This is a genomic window from Brevundimonas sp., from assembly GCF_032055285.1.
Classification (GTDB): domain Bacteria; phylum Pseudomonadota; class Alphaproteobacteria; order Caulobacterales; family Caulobacteraceae; genus Brevundimonas.
Genome location: NZ_DAMBRE010000004.1, coordinates 334,621 through 360,000, shown reverse-complemented (window position 1 = coordinate 360,000; position 25,380 = coordinate 334,621). Strand labels below are relative to the sequence as shown.

The window sequence follows — 25,380 nt, the reverse complement described above, 5'->3', positions numbered from 1 at the left end:
CCCGGTTCAGGAGACCATTACTGTGACTGCAGACGTATCGATTCCCGGACTCTATCCGGCGCCCACCGAACACAAGGGCCTGGTCGCCTGGGTGGCCCAGATCGCGGCCCTGACCAAGCCGGATCGGGTGCATTGGTGCGACGGCTCTGACGCCGAGAAATCGGCCATCGTCGCCGACCTGATCGGCAAGGGCACGCTGAAGGAACTGGATCAGGCCAAGCGCCCCGGCTGCTACTACGCCGCTTCGGACCCCAAGGACGTGGCCCGCGTCGAGAGCCGCACCTTTATCTGCTCGGAAGACGAGGCCGACGCCGGTCCGACCAACAACTGGTCCGATCCGATCGAGATGCGCGACCGCCTCGACGGACTGTTCGACGGCTGCATGAAGGGCCGCACCATGTATGTGGTGCCCTTCTGCATGGGGCCGCTGGGCTCCAAGATCTCCGCCCTGGGCGTCGAGATCACCGACAGCGGCTATGTCGCCGTGTCGATGGGCGTCATGACCCGCATGGGCAAGGGCGCTCTGGACATGCTGGGCGCCGAAGGCGTCTTCGTTCCCGCCGTCCACACCCTGGGCGCGCCGCTGGCGCCGGGTGCGGAAGACGCGCCGTGGCCCTGCAACGACGACAAGTGGATCGTCCACTTCCCGGAAACGCGCGAAATCTGGTCCTATGGCTCGGGCTACGGCGGCAACGCCCTGCTGGGCAAGAAGTGCTACGCCCTGCGCATCGCCTCGATCATGGCCCGCGACGAGGGGTGGCTGGCCGAGCACATGCTGATCCTCAAGCTGACCAGCCCCGAGGGCGTGTCCAAGTACGTGGCCGCCGCCTTCCCGAGCGCCTGCGGCAAGACCAACCTGGCCATGCTGCAACCGGCGCTGGCGGGCTGGAAGGCCGAGACCGTCGGCGACGACATCGCCTGGATGCGCTTCGGCGACGATGGCCGCCTGTACGCGGTGAACCCGGAAGCGGGCTTCTTCGGCGTGGCGCCCGGCACCAGCCGCAACACCAACCACAATGCGCTCGAGACCCTGGCGAAGAACACCATCTTCACCAACGTCGCCCTGACCGCTGACGGCGACGTCTGGTGGGAAGGTCTGACCAAGGAAGCGCCTGCCGGCCTGACGAACTGGAAGGGCCAGCCGCACGATCCGGCCTCGGGCGAGCCCGCCGCTCACCCCAACGCCCGCTTCGCCGCCCCCGCCGGTCAGTGCCCGGCCATCGCGCCCGAGTGGGAAGACCCGGCGGGCGTGCCGATCGACGCCATCCTGTTCGGCGGCCGCCGCGCCTCGGCCGTGCCGCTGGTGACGGAAGCTTTCGATTGGGAACACGGCGTCTTTATGGGCTCGACCGTGGCCTCGGAAGGCACCGCCGCCGCCGAGAACAAGGTCGGCGAGCTGCGCCGCGATCCCTTCGCCATGCTGCCCTTCTGCGGCTACAATATGGGCGACTACTTCGGCCACTGGCTGAAGATGGGGCAGAAGGCCGACGCCTCGAAGCTGCCGCGCCTCTTCTTCGTCAACTGGTTCCGCAAGAACGAGGACGGCAAGTTCGTCTGGCCGGGCTTTGGCGACAACGCCCGCGTGCTGAAGTGGATCGTCGAGCGTCTGGACGGCAAGGCCGAGGCGCTGGACACCCCTGTCGGTCGCCTGCCGACCAAGGCGGCGCTGGACCTGTCGGGCCTCAGCCTGTCGGACGCCGACCTGAAGATCCTGCTGGACGTCGACGCCGAGGTCTGGACCGAGGAAGCAGCCTTGATCCCCGCCTTCTACGAGAAGTTCGGCGACCGTCTGTCCAAGGCCCTGTGGGGCCAGCACGCGGCCCTGACCAAGCGTCTGGAAGAGGCTCGCGCGGCCAAGCTCGCCGCCGAGTAAGACAAAAGCCGGGTTGAAATCGGGGCGCGGGAGGTCGAAGGACAGCCCGTGCCCCTTTTCAATTCTCAAGACATCCTGGTGGTCGGCGCGGGCGTTCTGGGCCTGTGCACGGCGGCGGAACTGGCGCGGCGCGGCCATGCGGTGACGGTGGTCGATCCCGGCGGGCTGAACGCCTCGGCGGTTGCGGCGGGCATGATTGCGCCGGCGATGGAAAGCGCCGTCGATGACCTGAACCCCGAACACGCCGCCCTGCTACGCCGCGCCCGCGACGCTTGGGCGGATTTCGCCGAGGCGACCGGCGTCAGGCTGGACCGCGATCTGGCCGAGTGGCGCGGTGGGAACGTCGAGGTTCTGGCGGCGCGTCTGGCCGCATTGGGCCTTGAACACGCCTATGGCCGCGAGGCTGGGCGATTGACGACAAACGAAGACTGGAAGGTCGAACCGGCGCAGGCCCTGGCGGCGCTGACGCAGGGCCTGCGGGTGCTGGAAGGCCGTGCCACGGCTCTGTCGCGGTCGGACGGACGTTGGCGGGTCGAGACGACGGCGGGTTCGGTCGAGGCCGATCAGGTCGTGCTGGCGACGGGGACGGGGGCGGCGCTGGAGGGCCTGCCTGAAGCGGTTGCGACCCTGCTGGCCCTGATCAGCCCGATCCGGGGCCAGATCGGGCTGGTGAACGAGCGCCTGGTCGATCACGTCGTGCGGGGGCCTGGCGCCTATGTCGCGCCGATGGGGGCGGGCTGCGTCATCGGGGCGACGATGGAGGCGGGTGAGCGGTCGCTGACGCCCGACCCCGAACGCTGCGCCGAGATGCTCGAAGCCGCCTGGCGCGTGCTGGGCCAGACGCCGCGTCCGCTGACGATCGAATGGCGCGCGGGCGTGCGCGGCGCCACGCCCGACGGCCTGCCGATGGCGGGCGAGGTGGGGCAGGGCCTGCATCTGGCCGTGGGGCCCCGCCGCAACGGCTGGCTGTTGGGGCCGCTGGTTGCTGGGGTGGTCGCTGACGAAGTCGAGGGCCGGTCCCCGAGAGAACCGACCCTCGCGCCCCGTCGCTTCATCTAGCCGTCGAGCCTACTCGGGCAGGGTGAAGCGAATGGCCATGCTGACGCGGGCGCCGTCGACGGCCTGACCATCGACCGTGCGCGGGCTCAGACGGAAGTAGCGCGTCAGGCTCATGGCGGCCCGCCCGAAGCCCTGATTGCCCGGCGTTTCGGACGACAACGAACAGCCGGTCAGGGTGCCGTCGACCTTCACCAGACAGGACAGGTTGGCGACGCCGCTGACGCCTCGTGCCTCGGCCGCCGACGGATAGGCCCGCATCATCTGCTCCGCCGAGGGCTTGCGCACCCAGTCGGGGTTGGTGATGACCGGCGGCGTCCGCACCGGCTCGGCAGAGACTGCCGTTCCGGTCGAAGGCTCGCTGGCGGGGGCGGTGATGTTGATGATCGGTCCCGTGTCCGTCGATGTGACGGGCGCGACCGGAACCGGCAGCGGCGCCACGTTGGAGGGGATCACCGTCTCGGGCCGATGGATCGGCGGCGTCGGCGCTGGAGGAACCTTGGTCGCGACGGTCGGCTCCGGCGGCTTGGGCATGGGCAGGATGTCGATGACGGTGGTCGGTCCGTCCTCGACCACCGGGATGTCCGCCAACTCGAACCGTTGATTATAGAGCCACACTCCGGCCCCGACGTGGACCAGGGCCGAGACCCCGATCGCCGCCCACATCCAGCGCGGGATCGGCTTCTTGCGCTCGGAAAAGTCTATCGGGCTCACCAGTCCGGGGCCGCCCGCGGTTCTGATCATCATGGCCTTCAACGCCTCCTGTCGCAGGCCCTCCCCAGCGCCCACGAAACAATGGTCGCGCTCGGCTTGCGGCTTTATTGCGGCGCTTGTCGAGTTAGGTTTTCATTAACCTTAGTTAGCGACCGTCAACCATATGAGCGTAGGAGCGATTCCATCATCCGGCGGGGTTGAGGCGGCCATCCGGCGTGCATCCAGCACGACCGGCGTGGACTTCGATTTCCTGATGAAGACGGCGCGCCGCGAGAGCGCGATGAACCCGTCCGCGCGGGCCTCGACCTCGTCCGCTTCTGGCCTGTTCCAGTTCATCGAGCAGACCTGGCTCGCTACCGTGAAGCAGCACGGCGCCAAGCACGGATACGGTCAGTACGCCGACCTGATCCATCGTGGCGACGACGGCCGCTGGCGCGTCCAGGGTTCGGCCCGCAACGTGGTGCTGGACCTGCGTTTCGACGCCCAGGCCGCCTCGACCATGGCGGCGGAGCTGACGGCCTCCAACGCCGCCTATCTGCGCGGCCGCACGGGGCGGGAGCCCGGCGCCGGCGATCTCTACGCCGCTCACTTCCTCGGCCCGGCGGGCGCCGCCAAGCTGATGGAGGCCATGCAGTCGCGGCCGGGCGCGAGCGCGGCCTCGTTGTTCCCCGACGCGGCCTCGGCCAATCGCTCGATCTTCTATCGCAACGGTCGTCACGCCACGGTGGCCGAGGTCCACGCTAACCTGCAGCGCACGGCAGGCGAGGGCGCTCCGGCGGCGGGCGTCGGCTCAACCCTGAACGCGACGCCGGATCTGAGCGACAAGGACCGGATGTTGGCGGCGCGGCTGGATCGGCTGAAACAGGACCAGAGCCTGTTGGCCCTGTTGCTCGGCCAGGACGGCCAGGGCGGCAAGAGCGCAGGCTTTGGCGGAGCCTTTGCACCGCCGTCAGAAGCCTCAGCCTGAATGAACGTAGTTTCGCCTCACTCCTAACGGAGCGTTAACTATGTAAAGCTAAGCGTGACGATTGATTCTTCGCCCGCCTAGCTCATGAGCTCCTTGCATGACCGCCTACCGCGCCCGACTGACGGAAAGCGACATCAGGCGTCTGATCAAATCGGATGCGGAAGATGAACGCGCAGCGGCGGCGCACAAGCTGTGCCGTAGCATCGACCGGATGCCCTTGGACGAGGCGGATCGCGCGGCTGCGCAGAAGATCCTGACCGTCATGGCCAATGATACGGCCGAGCTGGTGCGCCGCGCCCTGGCTGTGACCCTCAAGGCTTCGGATCTGATGCCGCGCGAGGTGGCGCGCCGTCTGGTCGCCGATGTGGACAGCGTCGCGCTGCCGATCATCACCAGTTCGCCGGTCTTCACCGACGACGACCTGATCGAGATTGTCCGCGCCGGTTCGGCTGTGCGCCAGAACGCCGTGGCTTCGCGCGATCGTGTGCCTCGCGATGTCGCCACGGTGCTGGCGGCCGAAGGCTGCTCCACGGCTGTTCGAGCGCTGGCGGCGAACGACAACGCCGACATTTCCGAAGCCGCCCTGGGCATGGTCATCGACCGTTTCGGGCAGGCGTCCGAGATCGTCTCGGCCATCGCCTATCGTCAGGTTCTCCCCCTTTCGGTGACCGAGCGGCTGGTTGCCCTGGCGACGGACGCTGTGCGCGAGCATCTGGTGACGCGCCATGCCGTGGCGCCTGAAACCGCGATCCAATTCTCCCAGTTCGCGCGCGAGCGGGTGACGATTGATCTGGTCGATCAGGCGCGGGTCAGCAAAGATCTGCCGACCTTCGTCGCGGGTTTGAACGCGCGCAAGGCGCTGAACGCCTCCCTGCTGTTGCGGGCCCTGGCTCGGGGACAGATGGCTCTGTTCGAGCACGCCCTGGCCGAATTGGCCGGGACGCCGCATCACCGCGCCTGGCTGATGGTGCATGACGCCGGGCCTCTGGGCCTGAAGTCCATCTATGACCGGGCTGGCCTGCCGCCGCGCCTGTTCCAGGCCTTCCGTGCCGGCGTGGACACCTGGCGCGCCCTGCAGGCCGAAGGCGGCGACACGGCCAGCGAGGTCTTCCGTCAGCGGATGCTTGAGCGTTTTTTGAGCCAGAGGCCCAATACCTCGCGCGACGATCTGGCCTATCTGCTGGAGCGGCTGGACCGCCCGGCAGAGCGTCTCGAAACGGCCGTGAGCGCCGCCTGAGGTTTTCTCGATCCGCCTATCCCGGCGTCGGCCGGGGTGAACGGGCGGGTGCGGCAACAAAAAAGGCGCCCCCGAGATCGGCGGCGCCTTTTCTTATGGCTAGTGGCGGCTTCAGGCCAAGTGTTCGGCGACCCGCGCTTCCAGGGTTTCCGCCAGGGTGCGGCCGACCGGGTGTTCATCGGTCTGGATCTCGTCCCGGACGACGGCCCGGATGGCGTCGATGTGGGCGTCGAGGATGGCCGCCGGGGCCTGCATCCGCTTGTCGACGTCGTCCATCATGCGGCACAGGGAGCCGGCGATGCGGGTCACCAGTGGATACTGATAAGTGGCGCCCAGGCCCTTCAGGTCGTGGGCGCGGAAATAGAGCGCTTCGGCCGTCTCGGGCGTATAGCCCTTGGCGCGGATGTCGGCCTGGGCCTGGTCCAGCTTGACGACTTCATCGTTGAGCCACTGGCCGAACTGGGCCGACATGGCCTTGAGGGCGGCCTCGGCCTTGGCGATGGCGTCGGCGTCGATGCCGCCGAATCCGCCGACCTTGGCGCGCAGGGGGTTGTGCGGGCGAATGACCTGGGGAGGGTTGCTCACGTGACGGGCTCCTGAACTCGTGATGTCACCTTATGCGGCGGAGCCTTAAAAACCCGTGACGTTCAACTGGCGAACTGCTCGGCCATGACGCGTTCCTCGAATGAACGTCCAGCATCGAACAGCATGGTCAGGCTGATGTCGCGACGTTCGCGCACCTCGACGCGGGTGACGCGGCGGACTTCGAAATTATCGGCCGTGGCGCTGACGGGGCGCTTGTCCGGTTCAAGCACCTCGAAACGAACGCGCGCCGTGTGCGACAGCAGGGCTCCGCGCCAGCGCCGGGGACGAAAGGCGCTGATCGGCGTCAGGGCCAGGCTGGGCGCGTCCAGCGGAATGATCGGGCCGTGCGCCGACAGGTTATAGGCGGTGGAACCAGCGGGGGTGGCGACCATGCAGCCGTCGCAGCTGAGCTCCTCCAGCCGCACCTTGTCATTGATGCTGACGCGCAGCTTGGCGGTCTGGCGCGTCTGGCGCAGCAGGGAGACCTCGTTGATCGCCAGGCCGCTGTGGACCTCTCCGCTCTCGACCCAGGCGTCCATCTGCAGGGGATGGATGACGGTGCGGTCGGCTTCGGCCAGGCGGGCCGGCAGGTCGTCCTCGTCATAGTCGTTCATCAGGAAGCCGACCGAGCCGCGGTTCATGCCGTAGACCGGAGTGCGCAGTTGCAGGTTGTTGTGCAGGGTCTCCAGCATGAAGCCGTCGCCGCCCAGGGCCACAATGACGTCGGCCTCGGCCACCGGGACCGAGCCGTAGCGTTGGGTCAGCCGCTCACGCGCCGCCTCGGCTTCGGGGCGGTCGCTGGCGACGAAGGTCAGGGCGAGGGAAGCGGGCGTGTTCACGGGAACAGGCAAGCGGAGCCGGCGGCCTGTGTCAAACGGAAGGACCGTCGGCATCGGCCATCAGTAACCGAAATTCATAGGCGGCCTGATCCGCCGACCGCTCAGCCAGGCGCCAGGCGGAGCCGTCAGGGTCGCGCGGGAAGCCCTTGTTCAGCTTGCGAATTTCGGTCAGGAGGGCCGGGAAGGCGGCGCGATCCAGTCCGACGGCGATGCAGGCCAGGAAAAGGGGGCGGGCCGTGTCGCCCGCCAGCGCACGGTGGACCTGAGCCACCTCGAACCGACCCAGGGTCGCCAGGCCGTGGGCGAAGACGCCGAGCTTTTCCTCACGCAGCGCGCGGATCAGATAGGCGGGGCGAAGTTGGCCGGCCCTGTGCAGCTTGGCTACCAGGCGGGCGTCGGGGTCTTCGGCGGCCAAGTCCCATTCGACGGCGGCGGGCAGATCTGATGCGGCCCGGCCTGCGCTGGTCTGAGCGGCGTCCTGGATGGCGCCCGCCAGCCGGGCGGGGTCGAGGGTGAAGCGGTCGCTGATGGCCTGACGCAAGGCCTCCCCGACCCATTGATACAGGCGCAGGGCCAGGTCTTCGTCCAGAGACGGGTGGCGGGTCAGAGGCGCGCGCAGAGCGGCCAGCTGACGCGAATGGCCGACCAGATCGGCGAAGGCGGCGGGTTCGATCCGGGCGCTGCGGTTGGTCGCCAGGGCGGTCATGACCGCCGCGTCGCCGCCTGCGACGATGGCGCGCGCCACAGCGGCGCCGAGATCGGGGCGCAGGGCGACCTGAATCTGATGCTCGATCGAACAGTCGGCCAGAAGTTGAAGCAGGTCGTCGTCCAGCAGCAAGGGGCTGGCGGCGATCACCGGCCGGGCGATCTCGATCTCGTCGGCGGCCAGCATCCGCACCAGGGCAGGGGGCGCCCAGTCGACCTTGGCCAGGCGTTGGGCCAGGACCCGACGGATTTCGCGCTCGGCGCTGCGGGTCAGGGCGACGAAGATGTCGGCCAGGGCTTCGGGCGCCCCGCCATGATCGGCGGCTGACTCATAGAGACCGGCCACCCCCATAAGCAGGCGGTGTTGATCGTCCGGCGAGCGCTTGCTGGCAAGGTCCAGCAGTTGGTTCAGACCGGACAGGGGAATGGCCTGCGACGGCTTGGTCGGCTCTGATGGGACGACTGTGGACAATGGCGGCTCCGCGCATGGAAGGCGGCCCGCCCAGGCCGCACGGCATAGTCGGTCGGGGGCATGAAAACAGGGTTAATGAAAACCTTCCAGGCTCAGAACGGGCCGCTTGACGAGGGGGCGACGCAGAGCGAGGTTCAACAGAACAATGATAAGGGAGCTCGTCATGGCGGACGGATCGGCGGCGTCGCTGAAGACGCGGGTGTCGGAGGCCGAGTGGCAGGTGCGGGTCGAGCTGGCGGCGCTTTACCGCCTGGTGGCCCTGCACGGGTGGGACGACATGATCTTCACCCACATCTCGGCCCGCGTTCCGGGGCCGGAGCATCATTTCCTGATCAATCCCTACGGCTGGTATTTCGACGAAATTACAGCCTCTTCTCTGGTGAAGGTCGATCTGGACGGCAACATCGTTCAGGAGACGACCAGCTTCATCAATCCGGCGGGCTTCACAATCCACTCGGCGGTCCATGCGGCGCGCGAGGACGCCAGGTTCGTCATCCACCTGCACACCGTGAACGGGGTCGGGGTGGCGGCGCAGAAGGACGGGCTGCTGCCCATCAGCCAGAACGCCTGCTTGCTGCAGCATCAAATCGCCTATCATGGCTATGAGGGGCTGGCGCTGAACCATGACGAGCGCGAGCGTCTGGTGGCCGATATGGGTGACAAGCCGCTGATGCTGCTGCGCAACCACGGCACGATGGCGGTCGGCGAGACGGCGGCCCAGGCCTGGGTCGGGATCTTCTTCCTGGAACGGGCCTGCGCCCAGCAGGTGGCGGCCCTGTCGGGCGGACGTGAGCATGTGCTGGTCGCCCCCGACGCCGCCCAGGCCGAAACCAGGGATCAGGGACGCGGCATCGGCTTCGTCTCCGCCCTGGCCTGGCCGGGGGCCCTGCGTCAGCTGGAACGAAAATCACCGGGCTACGACGTGTGAGGGCGGTCGGGGGGCTGCTGATCATCCTGGGGCTGGCGGCGGCGTCCTCCGCCGCTGCCGGAGCCTGGAACCTGCCGAAGGGCCAGGGCCAGGCGATCGTCAAGTATGAGGACATGCGCGCGGACGAAGGGTTCGGGGATGGTCAAAGGGTCGATCTGCCCACCGAACGACGCGATCAGGCGGCGTCGCTGTTCGCGGAGTACGGCTTGAGCGACCAGTGGACGCTGCAGCTCAAGGGGGAGTGGCAGAAGGGGCGGGACGCCTTTGTCGACTTCGAGGGGCGCGGTCCGATCGAGGTCGGCTTGCGTTGGCAGGCCTATCGCGACAATCACAACGCGGCGGCGATCTATGTCGGCTACGCTCAGGGCGGCGAGGGGCGCAATGCCGGCTATGCGCGACCCGGTGCGGGCGACGGCGACCTTGAGGTGCGGGCCATGTTCGGCCACTCGCTGGAAGGCGGAGGTTGGGCGCCGCAGCGCACCTTCCTCGAAGCCCAGGTCGCAAGACGTTGGCGGCAGGGTCTGCCGGATGAGGTCAGGGTCGATGCGACCCTCGGAGCGCACTTGGACAACAACTGGATGCTGCTGGCCCAGGTCTACGGCGGCGCGGCCGACGGCGACACCGATCCGCTGTGGGTGTCGGTCGAGGCCTCGGCGGTCCGGCGTTTCGGCGACTGGAGCGTGCAGGCCGGTTGGCGACAGACCGTCGCCGGCCACGAAACGCCCTTGTCGCGCGGGCCGGTGGTCGGCCTTTGGCGGCGTTTTTGACGCGGATTCCGCGACGGAAACCAAATAGCCCGACGTTACAGATACTTTATTTGCGTAACGGCCATGACCCGCTAAGCGGGACCGCTGGTAGTCGGGGAGATTGCGTCGCGTGTTCAAACGCCACTTTTTCATTATCGCGGCGGCGTGTCTGGTCGGGCTCATGGTCCTGGCGGCGGTCCTGAAGATCACCTTGGCTGACGATAGCAAGGGCGGCTCCGGCGGGCCTGGCGGTCGAGGCGGCCCTGGCGGCGGACGCGGCCAGGCGGTGGCCGAGGCGATCGTTGCGCCGCGTGAATTCGCCGATCAGATCCGGGTCCTGGGCGTGGCCCGCAGCAAGCGCTCGGTCAACATCACCTCCAACACGACTGAGCTGATCACGCGCGTCATGTTCACCGACGGCCAGCGCGTCGCCGCCGGCGCGCCTCTGGTCGAGCTGCAGGCGCGCGAGGAAGACGCCGACCTGATCCAGGCCCGCGCGCAACTGGCCCAGGCCCAGCGCGAGTACGACCGCTTCAAGATTCTGGCTGAACGCGGCGTCGCGCCGCGGGTCACCGCCGAGACCGCTGAAACCGCCCTGCAGACCGCCCGCGCCGCCGTTGCGGCTTCGGAAGCTCGTCGCGGCGACCGCGTGTTGCGCGCGCCCTTCGCCGGGGTTCTGGGCCTGACGACGGTGACGCCGGGTACGCTGATCTCGCCCGGAGCCGTCATCACCACCCTGGACGACACCAGCGCCATTCGCGTCGATTTTCCGCTGCCTGAACGCTATCTGGGCGTGCTGCAGGTCGGAACGCCGTTGAGCGCCACCGCGGACGCCTATGCTGACGAAACCGTTTCGGGCCGCATCGCCCTGCTGGACACGCGCGTCAACGAGCAGACCCGCGCCGTCATCGCCCGCGCCGAGTTCGCCAACCCCGGCAATCGCATCCGCCCCGGCATGATGATGCGCGTCGCCGTGCATCAGGGCCGCCGCCAGAGCCTGTCGGTGCCCGAGGCCGCCGTTCAGTATGAAGGCCAGGGCGCCTTCGTCTATCGCATTGCACGCGGCGAGAACGGCACGACCGCCCAGCGCGTCGAGGTGCAGACAGGCGCTGTCGAAGGCGGCTTCGTCGAGATCTTGTCGGGTCTGGACAACAATGACCGCGTCGTCGCCTCGGGCCTGAATCGCATCCAGCCGGGCGCGCCCGTCACGGTCGGCGGGGCCGGCGGCAAGAAGGGCGGCGCGAACGCGGCTCCGGCGGCCCGCCAATGATGCTGTCCGATGTTTCGGTCCGCCGTCCCGTCTTCGCGGCGGTGGGGGCCATTGTTCTGTGCGTCATCGGCCTGGCGGCCTTCTTCTTCCTGCCGGTGCGCGAACTGCCGGACGTCGATCCGCCGGTGGTCTCGGTCAGCACCAGCTACGCCGGCGCCTCGGCCGAGGTCATTGAAAGCCGGATCACCGAGCCGATCGAGCAGCAGATCGCCGGCATCCAGGGCGTGGAGCGCATCAACTCGACCAGCCGCGACGGCCGTTCCAGCGTCAACATCGAGTTCTCGCTGGACCGCAACATCGACGACGCCGCCAATGACGTGCGTGACCGGGTCTCACGCGTACAGGGGCGTCTGCCGGATCAGGCGGACCCGCCGGAAGTGGCCAAGGCCGACTCCGACAGTCAGCCGATCATGATCATGTTCCTGCGGTCCACGACCATGAACCGCATGGAGCTGACGGATTACGCTGATCGCTATCTGGTGGACCGCTTCGCCACCGTGCCCGGCGTGGCCCAAGTCAATATCTTCGGCGAGCAACGCTACGCCATGCGGATCTGGCTGGACGCCGCCGCCATGGCAGCGCGCGGTCTGACGGTCGCCGATGTCGAAACCGCGCTGACCAACCAGAACGTCGAGCTACCCGCCGGCTCGCTGGAGTCGGCGCAGAAGGACTACACGGTCCGCGTGGCCCGCACCTATTCGCGGCCCGCCGACTTCGCCCAACTGCCGATCGGCACGCGCGGATCGGCTTCGACGGCCACGGGCGCGCAAAGTTCGGGCACTCTGGCGGCCGCCACAACGGCCATGACCAACGGCGTGACGGGCGCTCTCCTCGGCAACGCCGCCTATGTCACGCGGCTGGGCGACATCGCCAAGATCGAGGAGGCGCCGGCCGAAGATCGCCGCCTGTTCCGGGGCAATGGCGTCGATCAGATCGGTCTGGCCATTACGCGTCAGGCCCAGTCCAACGACCTGGCCATTTCTGAGGGCGCGCGCGCGCTGATGGAGCAGGTCACGCCGACCTTGCCGCCCGGCACGACGCTGGAGGTCGGGTCCGACAACTCGGTCTTCACCTCGCACGCCATCGACGAAGTCTGGATCACCATCGGCATTTCGATGGCCCTGGTGGCCCTGGTCAACTTCATCTTCCTGGGCAGCCTGCGGGCGGCGGTCATCCCCTCGGTGGTGGCGCCGATCTGCCTTCTGGCGACCTTCATCGTCCTGGCGCCGCTCGGCTTCTCGCTGAACCTTTTGACCCTGCTGGCCCTGGTGCTGGCCATCGGCCTGGTCGTCGATGACGCCATCGTCGTGGTCGAGAACATCCAGCGCCGTCTGGACCACGGCGAGCCGCCGCTGATCGCCGCCGAGCGCGGCGCGCGTCAGGTCTTCTTCGCCGTCGTGGCGACGACCGTGGTCCTGCTGTCGGTGTTCGCGCCCCTGCTGTTCCTGCCAGGATACGTCGGCCGTCTGTTCGTCGAGCTGGCGGCGGCCATCGCCGCGGCCGTGGCCTTCTCGGCCTTCCTGGCGCTCAGCCTGTCGCCCATGCTGGCGTCGAAGATCCTGAAGCCGGCTCACACCGGCGGCTGGGTGGCGCGTCACGTCGACCGGGCCATGGATGCGCTGAAGACCTCCTATGCCAACTCTCTGGACGCCTTGCTGGGCCGTCGCATCGCCGTGGGCGGAGTGGTGGGTCTGATTGTTCTGGTCGCGGCCGGGGCGACGGGCATCTTCCTCCATCTGCCCAATGAACTGGTGCCGAACGAGGACCGGGGCCGCGTGACCCTGCGCATCGCCGGCCCGGAAGGCGCGGGCTTCGACTATACGCGCAAGATCATGCTGGGCCTGGAGCCCATCCTGGCCGAGTACCGGGACAGCGGCGAGGCGGCCAACTTCCTGATCTCCGCGCCCGGTTTCGGCGGTTCGGGCTTCAGCTCGGGCAGCGCGGTTCTGAATTTGGCCGACTGGTCCGAGCGCGAGCGTTCGGCGGACGAGATCGCTCAGGAACTGAACGGCAAGCTGCGCGGCCAGACCGACGCCCAGGTCAACGCCTCGACCCCTGGCGCCTTCCAGCGCGGCGGCGGCAACTCCAACTCGGTCGAGATGATCGTGACGGGCTCGGAATACGGTCCGCTCTACAACTGGCTGCAGCCCATTCTGGCGGCGGCGCTCGAAAACCCGGGTCTGTCGCGGCCGCGTCTCAACTATGAACCTAACGCCCCGCGTCTGCTGGTGGATGTCGATCCGCAGAAGGCGGCGGCGCTTGGCGTGTCGTCGCAGCAGATCGGCCGCGCGCTCGAGACCATGTTCGGGTCGCGTCGCGCCACCACCTACATCAAGGGCGGTCAGGAATACGACGTCATCCTGCAGACCGACCGCGAGAACCGGCGCGGCGTGGCGGACCTCGAGGCTCTCTATGTCTCGACCGGCGCGGGCCAACTGGTGCCGCTGTCGGCGGTGGTCACGACCCAGACGTCCGGCGACACGCCTGATCGTCGCCGTCTGGACCGGCAGCGGGCCATCACCCTGCAGGCTGACCTGAACCCCGGCACCACCATCGACGACGCCGTGGCCTTCCTCAACGCCGAGGTCGCCAAGCAGCCGCAAGGTCTGGCCACCATCCGCTGGGGCGGCGCCGCGCGTGACCAGCAGGAGGCGGGCAGCGCCGTGGGTTGGGCCTTCGCCCTGGCCCTGTTGCTGGTCTTCCTGGTGCTGGCGGCCCAGTTCGAGAGCTGGATCACCCCGGCGGTCATCATGCTGACCGTGCCCCTGGCGGCGGCGGGCGGGCTGTTCGGCCTGTTGATGGCGGGCTCCAGCCTGAACATCTACAGCCAGATCGGCCTGATCATCCTAATCGGGGTGGCGGCCAAGAACGGCATCCTGATCGTCGAGTTCGCCAACCAGCTTCGGGATCAGGGGCGGACGATCCGCGAGGCGATCATCGAGTCCTCTTCGCTTCGCCTGCGCCCGATCATCATGACATCGATCGCTACGGCCTTCGGCGCCCTGCCGCTGGTGCTGTGGCAAGGCGCGGGCGCCGGCAGCCGCCAGACCATCGGCGTGGTGATCTTCACCGGGGCGATGTTCGCCACCATGCTGACCCTGTTCGTGGTCCCGGTCATCTATGGCGTGCTGGCGCGCTTCACCCGGTCGCCGGAATACACGGCTCGCAAGATCGAGGAGTGGGAGGCCCAGGAGATCGCCGACGGCAAGACCCCGGACATGAGCCCGGGTTAAGTCTGCTCTGGTCTAACGATCAGGAAGCGGGGGCCGTCGCGGCAGCGGCGGCCTCTGTCGTTTCCGGCTTGTAGCCCGTTTCCATCTTCAGGAAGGCGATGACGTCGCGGCGGTCCGTGGCGTCGCGCAGGCCAGCGAAGGTCATCTTGTTGCCGGGCAGGAAGGTCCGGGGGTTTTCCAGCCAGTGATCCAGCTTGTCGGCGTCCCAGGTGAAGCCCGCCGACCGCAGGGCGTGGGAGTAGCCATACTTGTCCAGAGCCCCTGCCTGGCGGCCGAAGACGCCGTAAAGGTTCGGACCCGCCATGTTCGGGCCGCCCGGCGTAATGGTGTGGCACGAACGACACCGGGCGAAGGCGCGACGGCCGTTCTCCAGATCGCCGGCGTCGTAGGGGGCGGGCAGGGCGGCCAGCATGGCGACCTTTTCAGCCTCGGTTGGCGCGGGCGGGGGCGGGGCCTTGGGCGCTTCATCGGCGGCGGACGTGGAGGCGTCTCCACAGGCCACGAGGGCCAGGGGAGCGATAAGGGCGGCGGACAGGGCGAGAAGGCTGCGCATGACGGCCTTCATAGGCCATGCCGCCAGGATCGCCGATGGGCATTTGGTCTCAGCGCCGACGGTTATCAATACTGGACGCAGGGTCTTCGCGCCTGATAATCGCTGTCAACAAATGTGAGCGGCGCCGGGCGCCGTCGTAATGAGCGCCATGACCGACACCATCAAACTCAGCCAGGCCCGCCGCGGCGATCGCGGCGTCATTGTCCAGGTCGGCACGCATTGCCACCATCAGGACCATGAGATCGAGCTGGAGCGCCGCCTGCTGGAACTGGGCTTCGTCGAGGGCGCGCGTGTCGAGCTGCTGCACGAGGGCCTGTTCGGTCGCGACCCCATCGCCATGAAGGTTGACGACATGCGCGTGGCCCTGCGCCGGCACGAGGCCGCCAGCCTGACCATCCGTCTGGATGGGGGAGACGCCTGATGGACATGGCCGTTCGCACCGCGCGCATAGCACTCGTCGGCAATCCCAACAGCGGCAAGACCGCCCTGTTCAACGCCCTGACCGGCGCCCATCAGAAGGTCGCCAACTACGCCGGCGTCACGGTGGAACGCAAAGAGGGGCGCATCCATGCCGCCGACGGCCGCACCCTGTCGGTGCTGGACCTGCCGGGCACCTATTCCCTGCGCGCCCGCAGCCTGGACGAGGAAGTCACCCGCGACGCCGTCCTCGGCGCCCTGCCGGGCGAGACCCCGCCGGACGTGGTGGTCTGCGTCGCCGACGCCACCAACCTGCGTCTGGTGCTGCGTCTGGCGCTGGAGCTGAAGCAGGTCGGCCGCCCGATGGTGCTGGCCCTCAACATGTTCGACATCGCCCAGCGTCAGGGCCTGCGCATTGACCTGGAGAAGCTGTCGGCCGAGATCGGCGCGCCGGTGGTCACGACGGTGGCGACACGCAAGCGCGGTATCGCCGAACTGGTCGCCGCCGCCCAGGCCCAGGCCGATCAGGCCGTGGGCGAGACCCGCAGCGAGTGGCACGCCCCGTCCGCCGCCGAAATCCGCGACGCCCACCGCGAGGCCGAGCGCATCATGAAGGCCTGCGTGCGCCCGCCCGAGCGGCCCGACACCCTGACCGGCAAGATCGACAGCGTCCTGCTGCACCCCGTCGCCGGTCTGGCCATTCTCCTGGCCATCCTTTTCGTCATGTTCCAGGCGGTCTTCACCTGGGCCACGCCCGCGATGGACGGCATCGAGGCCTTCTTCGCCCTGGTCGGCGGCTGGGTGGCCACGGTCCTGCCGGATCAGGGTTTCACCGGCCTGTTGCAGAGCCTGATCGTCGATGGTCTGATCGGCGGGGTCGGCAGCGTCCTGGTCTTCCTGCCGCAGATCCTGATCATCTTCCTGTTCATCATCGTGCTGGAAGACTTCGGCTACATGGCCCGCGCCGCCTTCCTGATGGACAAGATCATGGGCGGGGCGGGGTTGCACGGCCGCGCCTTCATCCCTCTGCTGTCCAGCTTCGCCTGCGCCATTCCGGGCATCATGGCCACGCGGGTGATCGAGGCGAAGCGCGACCGCCTGACCACCATCCTGATCGCGCCGCTGATGACCTGCTCGGCGCGCATTCCGGTCTACACCCTGATCATCGCCGCCTTCATTCCGAACGAGACCGTCTGGGGCTGGGCCAGCCTGCAGGGGCTGGTGATGTTCGGCCTCTATGCGGCGGGCATCGTCAGCGCGCTTCTGGTCTCGCTGGTGATCCGCCGGGTCTTCTGGCGCGGCGCGGTCGAGCCCTTCATGATGGAGTTGCCGGCCTACAAGATCCCCGACATCAAGAGCGTCCTGTTCAATCTGTGGCTGCGGGCCAAGATCTTCATCCGCCGCGCGGGCAAGATCATCCTGCCGCTGATGGTCATCGTCTGGGCGCTGTCGACCTTCCCCTATCCGCCCGAAGGGGCGACGGGACCGGCCATCGACTATTCCTTCGCCGGCATGATCGGCAAGGCGCTGGAGCCCATCTTCGCCCCCATCGGCTTCAGCTGGCAGATGGTGGTGGCCCTGGTCCCCGGCATGGCGGCGCGCGAGGTCGCCGTGGCTGTGCTTGGCACGGTCTATTCGATCGCCGGCGCCGAAGAGAACGTCGGCGCCCTGGCCTCGGTCCTGTCGGCCGACTGGTCGCTAGCCACGGGCCTGGCCTTCCTGGCCTGGTACGTCTTCGCGCCGCAATGCCTGCCCACCCTGGGCGTGGTCCGTCGCGAGACCGGCTCGATGAAGTGGACCATGATCATGGTCGGCTATCTGTTCGGCCTGGCCTATCTGGCGGCCTTCGTCGTCTATCACGTCGCCGTGGCGCTGGGCGGGGGCTGAAGGCAGATATCTCCTCGCCACCTCGTGCGGAGGGGGACCGCGAAGCGGTGGAGGGGTTTGGTTGAGCTTTGGCTCGCAGCGCCCCTCCGTCACGTCGGCTTCGCCGCCGCGCCACCTCCCCACGAAGTGGGGAGGAAAAGTCAGCGTCCCGTCGTCAGTTTCACGACGATATGCGCCGTCGTATCCACGATGGCCTCGGGCGTGTCGGCGCGGCGCATCAGGGCGAAGCCGGCGGCGACGGATTCCACCAGGTTGGCGGTTTCGTAAGATGTCAGACGCGGGCTCAGTCCTGCGGGATGTGCGCCGTTGGCCTTGGCCTGGGCGATGCGGCGTTCCAGCGCCAGGTGCAGACGGCGCATGCGCTTGATGCGGCTTTCGGCGAAGCCCGGCTCGCCCTTGTCGGCCAGCATGTGCTCGACCCGCAGCACCGGCCCGTGGTCATTCCACAGAGCCAGGACCTCCAGCACATAGGCGCGCACGGATTCGAAGGCGCGGTCGGCGGTCCAGTCGGCGTGAATGTGCCGGGCCAGTCGCTGGAAGTCCTCGCCGGCCTCTTCGCAGAGGATCAGCAGGCCTTCCTCTACCGACTTGAAGTAGGTGTAGAAGGTCGGCGCCGAGACGCCCGCCGCCAGAGCCACGTCGGCGGCGCGGATCTCGCCCAGGTGCTTGTGGTTCAGCAGCTCGCGCAGGGCGTCGAGAATGGCCCGGCGGGTCCGCGCGCCGCGCGTCCCGATCTTGTGGCCCAGCTTGTTGGTCGTCTCGGACATGGGAGGAGGCGGCCAGAAGAAGTGGTGCCGGATGCAGGATTTGAACCCGCGACCTTCGGTTTACAAAACCGCTGCACTACCACTGTGCTAATCCGGCGTTGCGCGCCTTATGCTGGTGGAATCGTCAGGACGCAAGCACAGTCCGCCCATGCCGATGACGCCCTATCTCACGCCGATCCTTCTGTTGGCCCTGTCGAACGTCTTCATGACCTTCGCCTGGTACGGCCATCTGAAATTCGGGTCCAAGCCGCTGTGGATCGTGGTGATCCTGAGCTGGGGGATCGCCTTCTTTGAATATTGTCTGGCTGTGCCCGCCAACCGCATCGGCCATCAGGTCTATTCGGCGGCCGAGCTGAAGACCATGCAGGAGGTGATCACCCTGCTGGTCTTCGCCGTCTTCTCGGTGGCCTACCTTGGCGAGAAGCTGACCTTGAACCATCTGGTCGGCTTTGCGCTGATCGCGGGCGGGGCCTTCTTCATCTTCAAGGGGCCGCTGTAGTCAGTCGAGCTCGGCGGCGATCCGCGCGGCCAGGGCCTTGAGGTGTTCGGCGTCGGCCATCGGCGCATGGCCGTGGCCCTTCATGGCGCGGTCGGCCCAGCGCGGAACGATGTGGAAATGCAGATGGAAAACGGTCTGGCCTCCGGCCTCGCCGTTGAACTGCATAAGGCTGAGACCCTCGGGCTTCAGCGCCTTCTCTACTGCACGGGCGGTGCGCTGGACGGCGGCGGTCAGCTTGGCGAGGACTTCCGGCTCGATCTCCAGCAGGTTGCGGGCCGTCGAGGTCTTGGACACCACCAGGACGTGGCCCTCGGACTGGGGAAAGACGTCCATGAAGGCCAGGACGTCGTCGTCTTCCCACACCTTCACGCTGGGGATCTCGCCGCGCAGGATCTTGGCGAAGATGTTGTCGGGGTCGTAGGCGCCGTGAAGGCTCATGGGGAGGCTCCGTCAGAGGTGTCCACGGAAGGCTAGCAGGGCGGGGCGGATTTCGCACGGGAGCGAAACGCGATCTGACGCACTATATGGTCAAGGTTCACGGAGATTGCTTTCCATGCTGCGTTTCATCGTTCAGGCGGTCGTCACCGCCCTGGGGCTGTGGTTGTCGGCCAAGGTCGTGCCAGGGGTGGACTTCACCTCTACGGGATCGTTGGTCGCGGCTGCGGTGATCCTCGGTCTGGTCAACGCCATCGTGCGGCCGATCATGGTGATCCTGACCCTGCCGCTGACCATCGTGACCCTGGGCCTGTTCCTGCTGGTGGTGAACGCGGCGATGATCGGACTGACGGCCTGGTTCCTGGGCGGGTTCTCGGTCAACGGTCTGTGGGCCGGGATCGGGGCGGCCATTGTGACGGGCGTGGTCAGCTGGCTCGCGGCCTCCCTGTTCGGTGAGGGCGAGCGTGTGCGCTGAATAAATCCGGGTAATATTGACGCGGATATTTTATCCGGGTAAATCATAGCGACCTTCAAGGAGCTGATGATGCCCTCTGCAACCTGCACCGCCTTTGCCGGAAATCGTCTGATCGCTTCGGGCGCGCCGTCTGAGGTCATGGCGGCGGTCAAGGCGGCGCATGATGCGGGCGAGACGGTCCTGATATTTGACGATGCCGACGCCCGGCCGATGGAGTTCGATCTGCGCGGCGATCTGGCGGCTGTGCTGGCGCGTCTGCCGGTCGAGGCTGTCGAGAAGCGCGGCCCGGGACGCCCGAGGCTGGGAGTCACGGCGCGCGAAGTCACCCTGTTGCCGCGTCATTGGGACTGGCTGGCGTCCCAGCCGGGGGGGGCTTCGGTCGCGCTGCGTAAGCTGGTCGAGAACGCTCTGCGCGAAGCCGAGGGGCCGGATCGCGTACGCCGCAGTCGCGAGGCCGCCTATCGCTTCATGACCGCCGCGGCCGGCGATCAGCCCGGATATGAAGAGGCGACGCGGATGCTGTTCGCGGGCGATTGGGTCGCCTTCGACGCGGCGATCGAGGTCTGGCCGTCAGACGTGCGCGACTACGCCCGGCGTCTGGCCGAGGGAAGCTGGCGCAACAGTCAGGGCAGGGACGCCTAGCTGGGGCGGATGACCATGCAGGTGACGCGACGTTCGCTCAGAGTCTCGCAGGCGGCCTGAGCGGCGGCTTCGGTCATGCCGGTGAAGCGCGAGCGATACCAGCCGTTGGCGTTCTGAACGTCGCGCTGGGCGTCGGTGAACTGGGTGCGGAAGCGGCGGCTGACGTCGTTCAGCCAGTCGCGGGCGACGGCTTCCTCGCGGAAGGCGCCGACCTGAACCGTCCAGCGGCCGGCGGGCGCGCGGGCGGTTTCGCGCGTTGGCGTGGCGGTGGATGAAGCGCGTCGCGCCGTCGTCGTCGATCCGCCATTGAGCGATGCGGTCAGGTTTTCGGGCGTGCGGGTCTCGGCGCGTTGAACCGGCGCTGTGGTGCGCGGCGTAACGGCGCGCGGGGCAGGGGCGGCGGCGCGGGCCGAGGGCGGCGGCGTCACCTCGGTCGGCAGGCTGGCGGGCGGCGGGCCGGCGACATAGGCCACGGCGGTCGAGCCCATGCCTTCCCCGTCGTCGTCCGAAGCTGAGGCGTATTCGACCGGAGGATTGGGATCGGCGCTGATGCCGTAGCCGCGCTGCTCGAAGAAGGCCTGAGCCACCTGGATACGCTCGCCCTGGCTGCGGCGACGCTGGACCTCGAAGCCTGTGTCCATCAGCTCGGCCACGTGGGCGTTGCGGCTGGCGGTCGAGCGGCCGCCCATGACGATGGTGATGATCCGCTTGCCGTCGCGCACCGAAGAGGCGGCGAGGTTGTAGCCTGAGGCGTTGGTGAAGCCGGTCTTGATGCCGTCATAGCCGCGGCCCGTGGCCAGCAGGCCGTTGGTGTTGCGGTAGTCGCGACCGTTGTAGAACCAGTCGTGCAGGCCGAGGTAGCGGTAGTATTGCGGGTAGTCGCGCATCACCGCACGGCTCAGGATCGACAGGTCGCGGGCGGTCGTCGCCTGGCGCGTGTCGGGCAGGCCGTTGGCGGTGGTGAAACGGGTATGATCCATGCCCAGCTCGCGGGCCTTGGCCGTCATCCGGGCAGTGAACTGGGCCTCGGACCCGCCGATGTGTTCGGCCAGGACCACGGCCATGTCGTTGGCGCTGCGGACCGCCGTGGCCTTCATGGCGTCGTCCAGGCTGATCGACTGGCCGGCGGCCAGGCCCAGTTTCGACGGCGGCTGCGAAGCGGCGCGCGGCGAGACGGTGAGGTTGTCGGTCAGCTTGACCTTGCCGGACTCTAGCGCCTCGAAGACCAGATACAGGGTCATGACCTTGGTGATCGAAGCCGGATAGCGCCGGGCGTCGGCGAAGCGCGAGAACAGCACCTCGCCCGAAGCCGCATCGACCACGATGGAGGCGTAGCGCGAGTTGTCCGAGGATTGCGCGACCGGCGGCGGCGCGCCGAGGGCGGGCGTTAGGACCACGCCGCCCAGAACAAGGGCGGCCAGGAAGCGACGGCGGAATGCAGCGTTCATGGTCAATCTACTAGCCTCGTCACTGTGGCGCGAAGACGACCCTGATCACCGCGCTTTACAAAAGCTAACATCCGTCGCGGGGGTTTCGAGAGGGTTAACAAGCCGTCAACGGAGTTGTGATCGCACCTGCGCGCGCAGGTGATCGGTGTTTATATGTTGCATCGCACAAAATTCACTTGAAGTCATTTCGCACTTGCACCATATGGCCGTTGTCGCGATGGACCCGTTCGTCGCGAAACCCCTCATCGCTTCAGGAGAGTCCCCATGGCTGACGCCGCAGAGACTGTTAAGAAGACCGTCGAACAGACCACCGCCAAGGCGAAAGCCCAGGCTGAATCCATCCAGGCCGCTGGCGCCAAGGCCTTCCGCGAAGGCGTGGACAAGTCTGTCGCTTCGCTGACCGAGCTGAACGCTCACGGCAAGAAGAACCTTGAGGCCGTCGTCGAGTCGGCCGCCGCCGCCCAGAAGGGCGCCGAGGCTCTGTCGCAGGAAGCCATCGCCTTCTCGAAGAAGTCCTGGGAAGACGGCGTCGCCGCCGCCCAGTCGATCAGCCAGGCCCGCTCGGTTCAGGAACTGGTCGAACTGCAGACCTCGTGGGCCAAGTCGGCCGCCGAGGCCTATCTGGCCCAGTTCGGCAAGACGACCGAGATCTTCACCGCCTCGGTGAAGGACAGCTTCAAGCCGATCAACGAGCGCGTCACCGCGACCGTCGAGAGCTTCCAGGCCGCCCGCTAAGCCGGACGATCTTTTGTAGCGTACAATCAGGCCCCGGCGGAAACGCCGGGGCCTTTTTGCGTCCGGCGCCGCTCCGGGTGCGGCAAGTCGGCCGTTCACGCAACGCGTGACTGGACGCCTCTACAAATCAGGCCATCATCACCTATCTGATCCATCGACTCCCCCCGAAGACGGACAACGAATGCCTACCAGACGGCCAGGTGAACAAGGCGGAGGCGCAGGCGCCGCCGTCGTCACCGAGACAAAGCCGAAGCTTCAGCGGCCCTCGCTTTATCGAGTGCTGATCCTGAATGACGACTACACGCCGATGGAGTTCGTCATCTATGTGCTGGAACGGTTCTTCCAGAAGAGCCGGGAAGACGCGACCCGCATCATGCTGCACGTGCACCAGCATGGCGTCGGGGTCTGTGGCGTCTTCACCTACGAAGTGGCCGAAACCAAGGTCGCCCAGGTGGTCGAGACGGCGCGCCGTCACCAGCACCCTCTGCAATGCACGATGGAAAAAGACTGAGAGGATCTTCCCATGCCCTCCTTTTCTCGTCCTCTCGAAGAGACCCTGCACCGCGCGGTCCATTACGCGAACGAGCGTCGGCACGAATACGCCACGCTTGAACATCTGCTGCTGGCCCTGATCGACGACACGGATGCGTCGGCGGTCATGACGGCCTGCAACGTCGATCTCGGCGCGCTGAAGACGGCGCTGACCCTCTATGTCGACAACGACCTGGCCGCCCTGGCCACGGCCGACGGCGACGACGCCAAGCCCACGGCCGGTTTCCAGCGCGTGATCCAGCGCGCGGTCATCCATGTCCAGTCGTCGGGCCGCGAAGAGGTGACGGGCGCCAATGTCCTGGTCGCCATCTTCTCGGAACGCGAAAGCCACGCCGCCTACTTCCTGCAAGAGCAGGACATGACGCGCTATGACGCGGTCAACTTCATCGCCCACGGCATCGCCAAGAAGCCGGGTGCGACCGAGACCCGTCCGGCCAAGGGCTCGCCCGAGGAGGCCGAGGACGCCGCCGCCGTGAAATCCGGCGGAGAGGCGCTGGAAGCCTATTGCGTCGACCTGAACGAGAAGGCGCGGCACGGCAAGATCGACCCCCTGATCGGTCGCCAGGCCGAGGTCGAGCGCTCGATCCAGATCCTGTGCCGCCGGACCAAGAACAATCCGCTGCTGGTCGGCGATCCGGGCGTCGGCAAGACCGCCATCGCCGAGGGCCTGGCCCGCAAGATCGTCAACGGCGAGGTGCCTGAGGTCCTGAAGGACGCCACCATCTACTCGCTCGACATGGGGGCTCTGCTGGCCGGCACCCGCTATCGCGGTGATTTCGAGGAGCGTCTGAAGCAGGTCGTCAAGGAACTGGAGACGCACGAGAACGCGGTCCTGTTCATCGACGAGATCCACACGGTGATCGGCGCCGGGGCGACCTCGGGCGGGGCCATGGACGCCTCCAACCTGCTGAAGCCGGCCCTGGCCTCGGGCAGCCTGCGCTGCATGGGCTCGACCACCTACAAGGAATATCGCCAGCACTTCGAGAAGGACCGCGCCCTGGTGCGGCGCTTCCAGAAGATCGATGTCAACGAGCCGACGATCGAGGACACGGTGAAGATCCTCAAGGGTCTGAAGACGACCTACGAGACCCATCACAAGCTGCGCTACACGGACTCGGCCATTCGCACGGCGGTTGACCTGTCGGCCCGCTACATCACCGACCGCAAGCTGCCGGACAAGGCCATCGACGTGATCGACGAGGCAGGGGCGTCGCAGATGCTGCTGCCGGAATCCAAGCGCAAGAAGGTCATCGGCCAGCGTGAGGTCGAGGCCGTCATCGCCAAGATGGCCCGCATCCCGCCGAAGTCGGTCAGCAAGTCGGACACGGAATCCCTCCGTGAACTGGAATCCGATCTGAAGCGCGTCGTCTATGGCCAGGAACAGGCCATCGACCAGGTCTCGGCGGCGATGAAGCTGGCGCGGGCGGGTCTGCGCGACCCGAACAAGCCCATCGGCGCCTTCCTGTTCAGCGGCCCCACCGGCGTCGGCAAGACCGAGGTGGCCAAGCAACTCGCCGCCACGCTTGGCATCGAGATGCAGCGCTTCGACATGTCCGAATACATGGAGCGCCACACGGTCAGCCGTCTGATCGGCGCGCCTCCGGGCTATGTCGGCCATGACCAGGGCGGCCTGCTGACCGACGCCGTCGACCAGCATCCGCACTCGGTGGTGCTGCTGGACGAGATCGAGAAGGCCCACCCCGACGTCTACAACATCCTGCTGCAGGTGATGGACAACGGGACCCTGACCGACGCGGTCGGCAAGAAGGTCGATTTCAGGAACGTCATCCTGATCATGACCACCAACGCCGGGGCCGCCGACAACGCCCGCGCCTCCATCGGCTTCGGCCGGGGCAAGGTCGAGGGCGAGGACGACAAGGCCATCCAGCGCCTGTTCGCGCCGGAGTTCCGCAACCGCCTGGACGCCATCGTGGCCTTCAAGCCGCTGGGCGCCGAGACGATCCGTTCGGTGGTCGGCAAGTTCATGATGCAGCTGGACGCCCAGTTGGCGGACCGCAACATCACCATCGAGCTGACCGACGAGGCGACAGACTGGCTGGCCAAGAACGGCTTCGACGAACTGTATGGCGCACGGCCCCTGGCCCGCGTCATTCAGGAGCACATCAAGAAGCCGCTGGCCGACGACATCCTGTTCGGCCGCCTGACCCGCGGCGGACACGTGAAGGTCGAGCTGAAGGACGGCAAGATCGCCTTCGACATCACCCCGACCAAGGGCGCGGCGGTGAAGGAAGAGGAAGAAGAAACAGCCTGATTTCGTTCAGGTTTGAAGTTGGAGACCCGGGTGGAAACGCCCGGGTCTTTTTCTTTGGCGCGGGCAGGGGCAT

Annotated in this window: 24 protein-coding genes and 1 tRNA gene; 16 read left to right on the top strand and 9 right to left on the bottom strand. The window is 67.3% G+C overall.

The annotated features are described in order from the left end of the window. Positions 1–22 precede the first annotated feature (22 nt). The gene (locus tag RTY13_RS12125; protein ID WP_312783724.1) at positions 23–1,873 is read left to right on the top strand and encodes a phosphoenolpyruvate carboxykinase (GTP); all 1,851 of its coding nucleotides are present in this window, start codon (positions 23–25) and stop codon (positions 1,871–1,873) included. A gap of 48 nt (positions 1,874–1,921) precedes the next feature. Beyond that, positions 1,922–2,932, top strand: a complete 1,011-nt coding sequence (locus tag RTY13_RS12120; protein WP_312783722.1) for an FAD-dependent oxidoreductase — start codon at positions 1,922–1,924, stop codon at positions 2,930–2,932. A 9-nt stretch (positions 2,933–2,941) separates the two neighbouring features. On the opposite strand, the gene RTY13_RS12115 is transcribed toward RTY13_RS12120, so the two are convergent. Then, a complete protein-coding gene (locus tag RTY13_RS12115; RefSeq protein WP_312783721.1) occupies positions 2,942–3,676 on the bottom strand; it encodes a TonB family protein in 735 nt (244 codons plus the stop codon). A 130-nt stretch (positions 3,677–3,806) separates the two neighbouring features. Between RTY13_RS12115 and RTY13_RS12110 the strand changes: the two genes are divergently transcribed. Both RTY13_RS12110 and RTY13_RS12105 read left to right on the top strand, forming a co-directional pair. Then, complete coding sequence (locus tag RTY13_RS12110) at positions 3,807–4,610, top strand: transglycosylase SLT domain-containing protein (RefSeq protein ID WP_312783720.1); 804 nt, start codon at positions 3,807–3,809, stop codon at positions 4,608–4,610. 97 nt (positions 4,611–4,707) lie between these two features. Further along, entirely contained in the window at positions 4,708–5,847 is a 1,140-nt protein-coding gene (locus tag RTY13_RS12105; protein WP_312783719.1) for a DUF2336 domain-containing protein, read from the top strand. Positions 5,848–5,958: 111 nt separating this feature from the next. Here the strand turns inward: RTY13_RS12105 and RTY13_RS12100 are convergent, their stop codons facing one another. The 3 genes from RTY13_RS12100 to RTY13_RS12090 form a co-directional block, all read right to left on the bottom strand. Next, positions 5,959–6,432, bottom strand: a complete 474-nt coding sequence (locus RTY13_RS12100) for an Hpt domain-containing protein (protein WP_312783717.1) — start codon at positions 6,430–6,432, stop codon at positions 5,959–5,961. Positions 6,433–6,494: 62 nt separating this feature from the next. After that, on the bottom strand, positions 6,495–7,271 hold the full coding sequence (locus RTY13_RS12095) for an NAD kinase (protein WP_312783715.1): 777 nt from the start codon (positions 7,269–7,271) through the stop codon (positions 6,495–6,497). Positions 7,272–7,302: 31 nt separating this feature from the next. Continuing rightward, a complete protein-coding gene (locus RTY13_RS12090) occupies positions 7,303–8,448 on the bottom strand; it encodes a DUF2336 domain-containing protein (protein WP_312783713.1) in 1,146 nt (381 codons plus the stop codon). Between the two features lie 163 nt (positions 8,449–8,611). On the opposite strand from RTY13_RS12090, the gene RTY13_RS12085 reads away from it, so the two are divergent. The 4 genes from RTY13_RS12085 to RTY13_RS12070 all read left to right on the top strand — a co-directional run bounded on the left by RTY13_RS12085 (position 8,612) and on the right by RTY13_RS12070 (position 14,625). Continuing rightward, positions 8,612–9,376, top strand: a complete 765-nt coding sequence (locus tag RTY13_RS12085; RefSeq protein WP_312783711.1) for a class II aldolase/adducin family protein — start codon at positions 8,612–8,614, stop codon at positions 9,374–9,376. Then, on the top strand, positions 9,373–10,143 hold the full coding sequence (locus RTY13_RS12080) for a hypothetical protein (protein WP_312783709.1): 771 nt from the start codon (positions 9,373–9,375) through the stop codon (positions 10,141–10,143). The genes RTY13_RS12085 and RTY13_RS12080 overlap by 4 nt, the downstream gene beginning before the upstream one ends. Positions 10,144–10,252: 109 nt before the next feature. Then, entirely contained in the window at positions 10,253–11,392 is a 1,140-nt protein-coding gene (locus tag RTY13_RS12075) for an efflux RND transporter periplasmic adaptor subunit (protein ID WP_312783707.1), read from the top strand. Next, a complete protein-coding gene (locus tag RTY13_RS12070) occupies positions 11,392–14,625 on the top strand; it encodes an efflux RND transporter permease subunit (RefSeq protein ID WP_312783812.1) in 3,234 nt (1,077 codons plus the stop codon). Before RTY13_RS12075 ends, RTY13_RS12070 begins: the two co-directional genes overlap by 1 nt. Positions 14,626–14,644: 19 nt before the next feature. Here RTY13_RS12070 and RTY13_RS12065 read toward each other — a convergent pair whose 3' ends face one another. Beyond that, the gene (locus RTY13_RS12065) at positions 14,645–15,178 is read right to left on the bottom strand and encodes a cytochrome c family protein (RefSeq protein ID WP_312783705.1); all 534 of its coding nucleotides are present in this window, start codon (positions 15,176–15,178) and stop codon (positions 14,645–14,647) included. A gap of 148 nt (positions 15,179–15,326) precedes the next feature. On the opposite strand from RTY13_RS12065, the gene RTY13_RS12060 reads away from it, so the two are divergent. Together RTY13_RS12060 and RTY13_RS12055 are read left to right on the top strand one after the other, a co-directional pair. Continuing rightward, a complete protein-coding gene (locus tag RTY13_RS12060) occupies positions 15,327–15,599 on the top strand; it encodes a FeoA family protein (RefSeq protein ID WP_312783703.1) in 273 nt (90 codons plus the stop codon). Further along, positions 15,599–17,482: a ferrous iron transporter B gene (locus RTY13_RS12055; RefSeq protein WP_312783701.1), complete on the top strand. Its 1,884-nt coding sequence runs from the start codon at positions 15,599–15,601 to the stop codon at positions 17,480–17,482. The genes RTY13_RS12060 and RTY13_RS12055 overlap by 1 nt, the downstream gene beginning before the upstream one ends. 140 nt (positions 17,483–17,622) lie before the next feature. Here RTY13_RS12055 and RTY13_RS12050 read toward each other — a convergent pair whose 3' ends face one another. Both RTY13_RS12050 and RTY13_RS12045 read right to left on the bottom strand, forming a co-directional pair. Beyond that, on the bottom strand, positions 17,623–18,249 hold the full coding sequence (locus RTY13_RS12050) for a TetR/AcrR family transcriptional regulator (RefSeq protein WP_312783699.1): 627 nt from the start codon (positions 18,247–18,249) through the stop codon (positions 17,623–17,625). A gap of 22 nt (positions 18,250–18,271) precedes the next feature. Next, positions 18,272–18,346 (bottom strand) — tRNA-Thr (locus tag RTY13_RS12045). Positions 18,347–18,397: 51 nt separating this feature from the next. Between RTY13_RS12045 and RTY13_RS12040 the strand changes: the two genes are divergently transcribed. Next, positions 18,398–18,748 carry a DMT family protein gene (locus tag RTY13_RS12040; protein ID WP_312783697.1) on the top strand — a complete coding sequence of 117 codons (351 nt, stop codon included), beginning with the start codon at positions 18,398–18,400 and terminating at the stop codon, positions 18,746–18,748. Here RTY13_RS12040 and RTY13_RS12035 read toward each other — a convergent pair whose 3' ends face one another. Next, positions 18,749–19,186 (bottom strand): HIT family protein, encoded by a 438-nt coding sequence (locus RTY13_RS12035; protein WP_312783696.1) that lies wholly within the window; start codon positions 19,184–19,186, stop codon positions 18,749–18,751. 115 nt (positions 19,187–19,301) lie between these two features. On the opposite strand from RTY13_RS12035, the gene RTY13_RS12030 reads away from it, so the two are divergent. Both RTY13_RS12030 and RTY13_RS12025 read left to right on the top strand, forming a co-directional pair. Beyond that, on the top strand, positions 19,302–19,658 hold the full coding sequence (locus RTY13_RS12030; protein WP_312783695.1) for a phage holin family protein: 357 nt from the start codon (positions 19,302–19,304) through the stop codon (positions 19,656–19,658). A 69-nt stretch (positions 19,659–19,727) separates the two neighbouring features. Then, a complete protein-coding gene (locus RTY13_RS12025) occupies positions 19,728–20,300 on the top strand; it encodes a DUF2239 family protein (RefSeq protein ID WP_409450308.1) in 573 nt (190 codons plus the stop codon). Here RTY13_RS12025 and RTY13_RS12020 read toward each other — a convergent pair. Then, entirely contained in the window at positions 20,297–21,748 is a 1,452-nt protein-coding gene (locus RTY13_RS12020) for a D-alanyl-D-alanine carboxypeptidase (protein ID WP_312783692.1), read from the bottom strand. The genes RTY13_RS12025 and RTY13_RS12020 overlap by 4 nt on opposite strands. 264 nt (positions 21,749–22,012) lie before the next feature. Between RTY13_RS12020 and RTY13_RS12015 the strand changes: the two genes are divergently transcribed. From RTY13_RS12015 to clpA, 3 genes are all read left to right on the top strand, one after another. Continuing rightward, positions 22,013–22,483: a phasin family protein gene (locus RTY13_RS12015; protein ID WP_207826524.1), complete on the top strand. Its 471-nt coding sequence runs from the start codon at positions 22,013–22,015 to the stop codon at positions 22,481–22,483. 181 nt (positions 22,484–22,664) lie between these two features. Further along, the gene (gene clpS, locus RTY13_RS12010; RefSeq protein ID WP_105564763.1) at positions 22,665–22,994 is read left to right on the top strand and encodes an ATP-dependent Clp protease adapter ClpS; all 330 of its coding nucleotides are present in this window, start codon (positions 22,665–22,667) and stop codon (positions 22,992–22,994) included. Positions 22,995–23,006: 12 nt separating this feature from the next. Continuing rightward, positions 23,007–25,307 carry an ATP-dependent Clp protease ATP-binding subunit ClpA gene (gene clpA / locus RTY13_RS12005; RefSeq protein ID WP_312783689.1) on the top strand — a complete coding sequence of 767 codons (2,301 nt, stop codon included), beginning with the start codon at positions 23,007–23,009 and terminating at the stop codon, positions 25,305–25,307. Positions 25,308–25,380 lie beyond the last annotated feature (73 nt).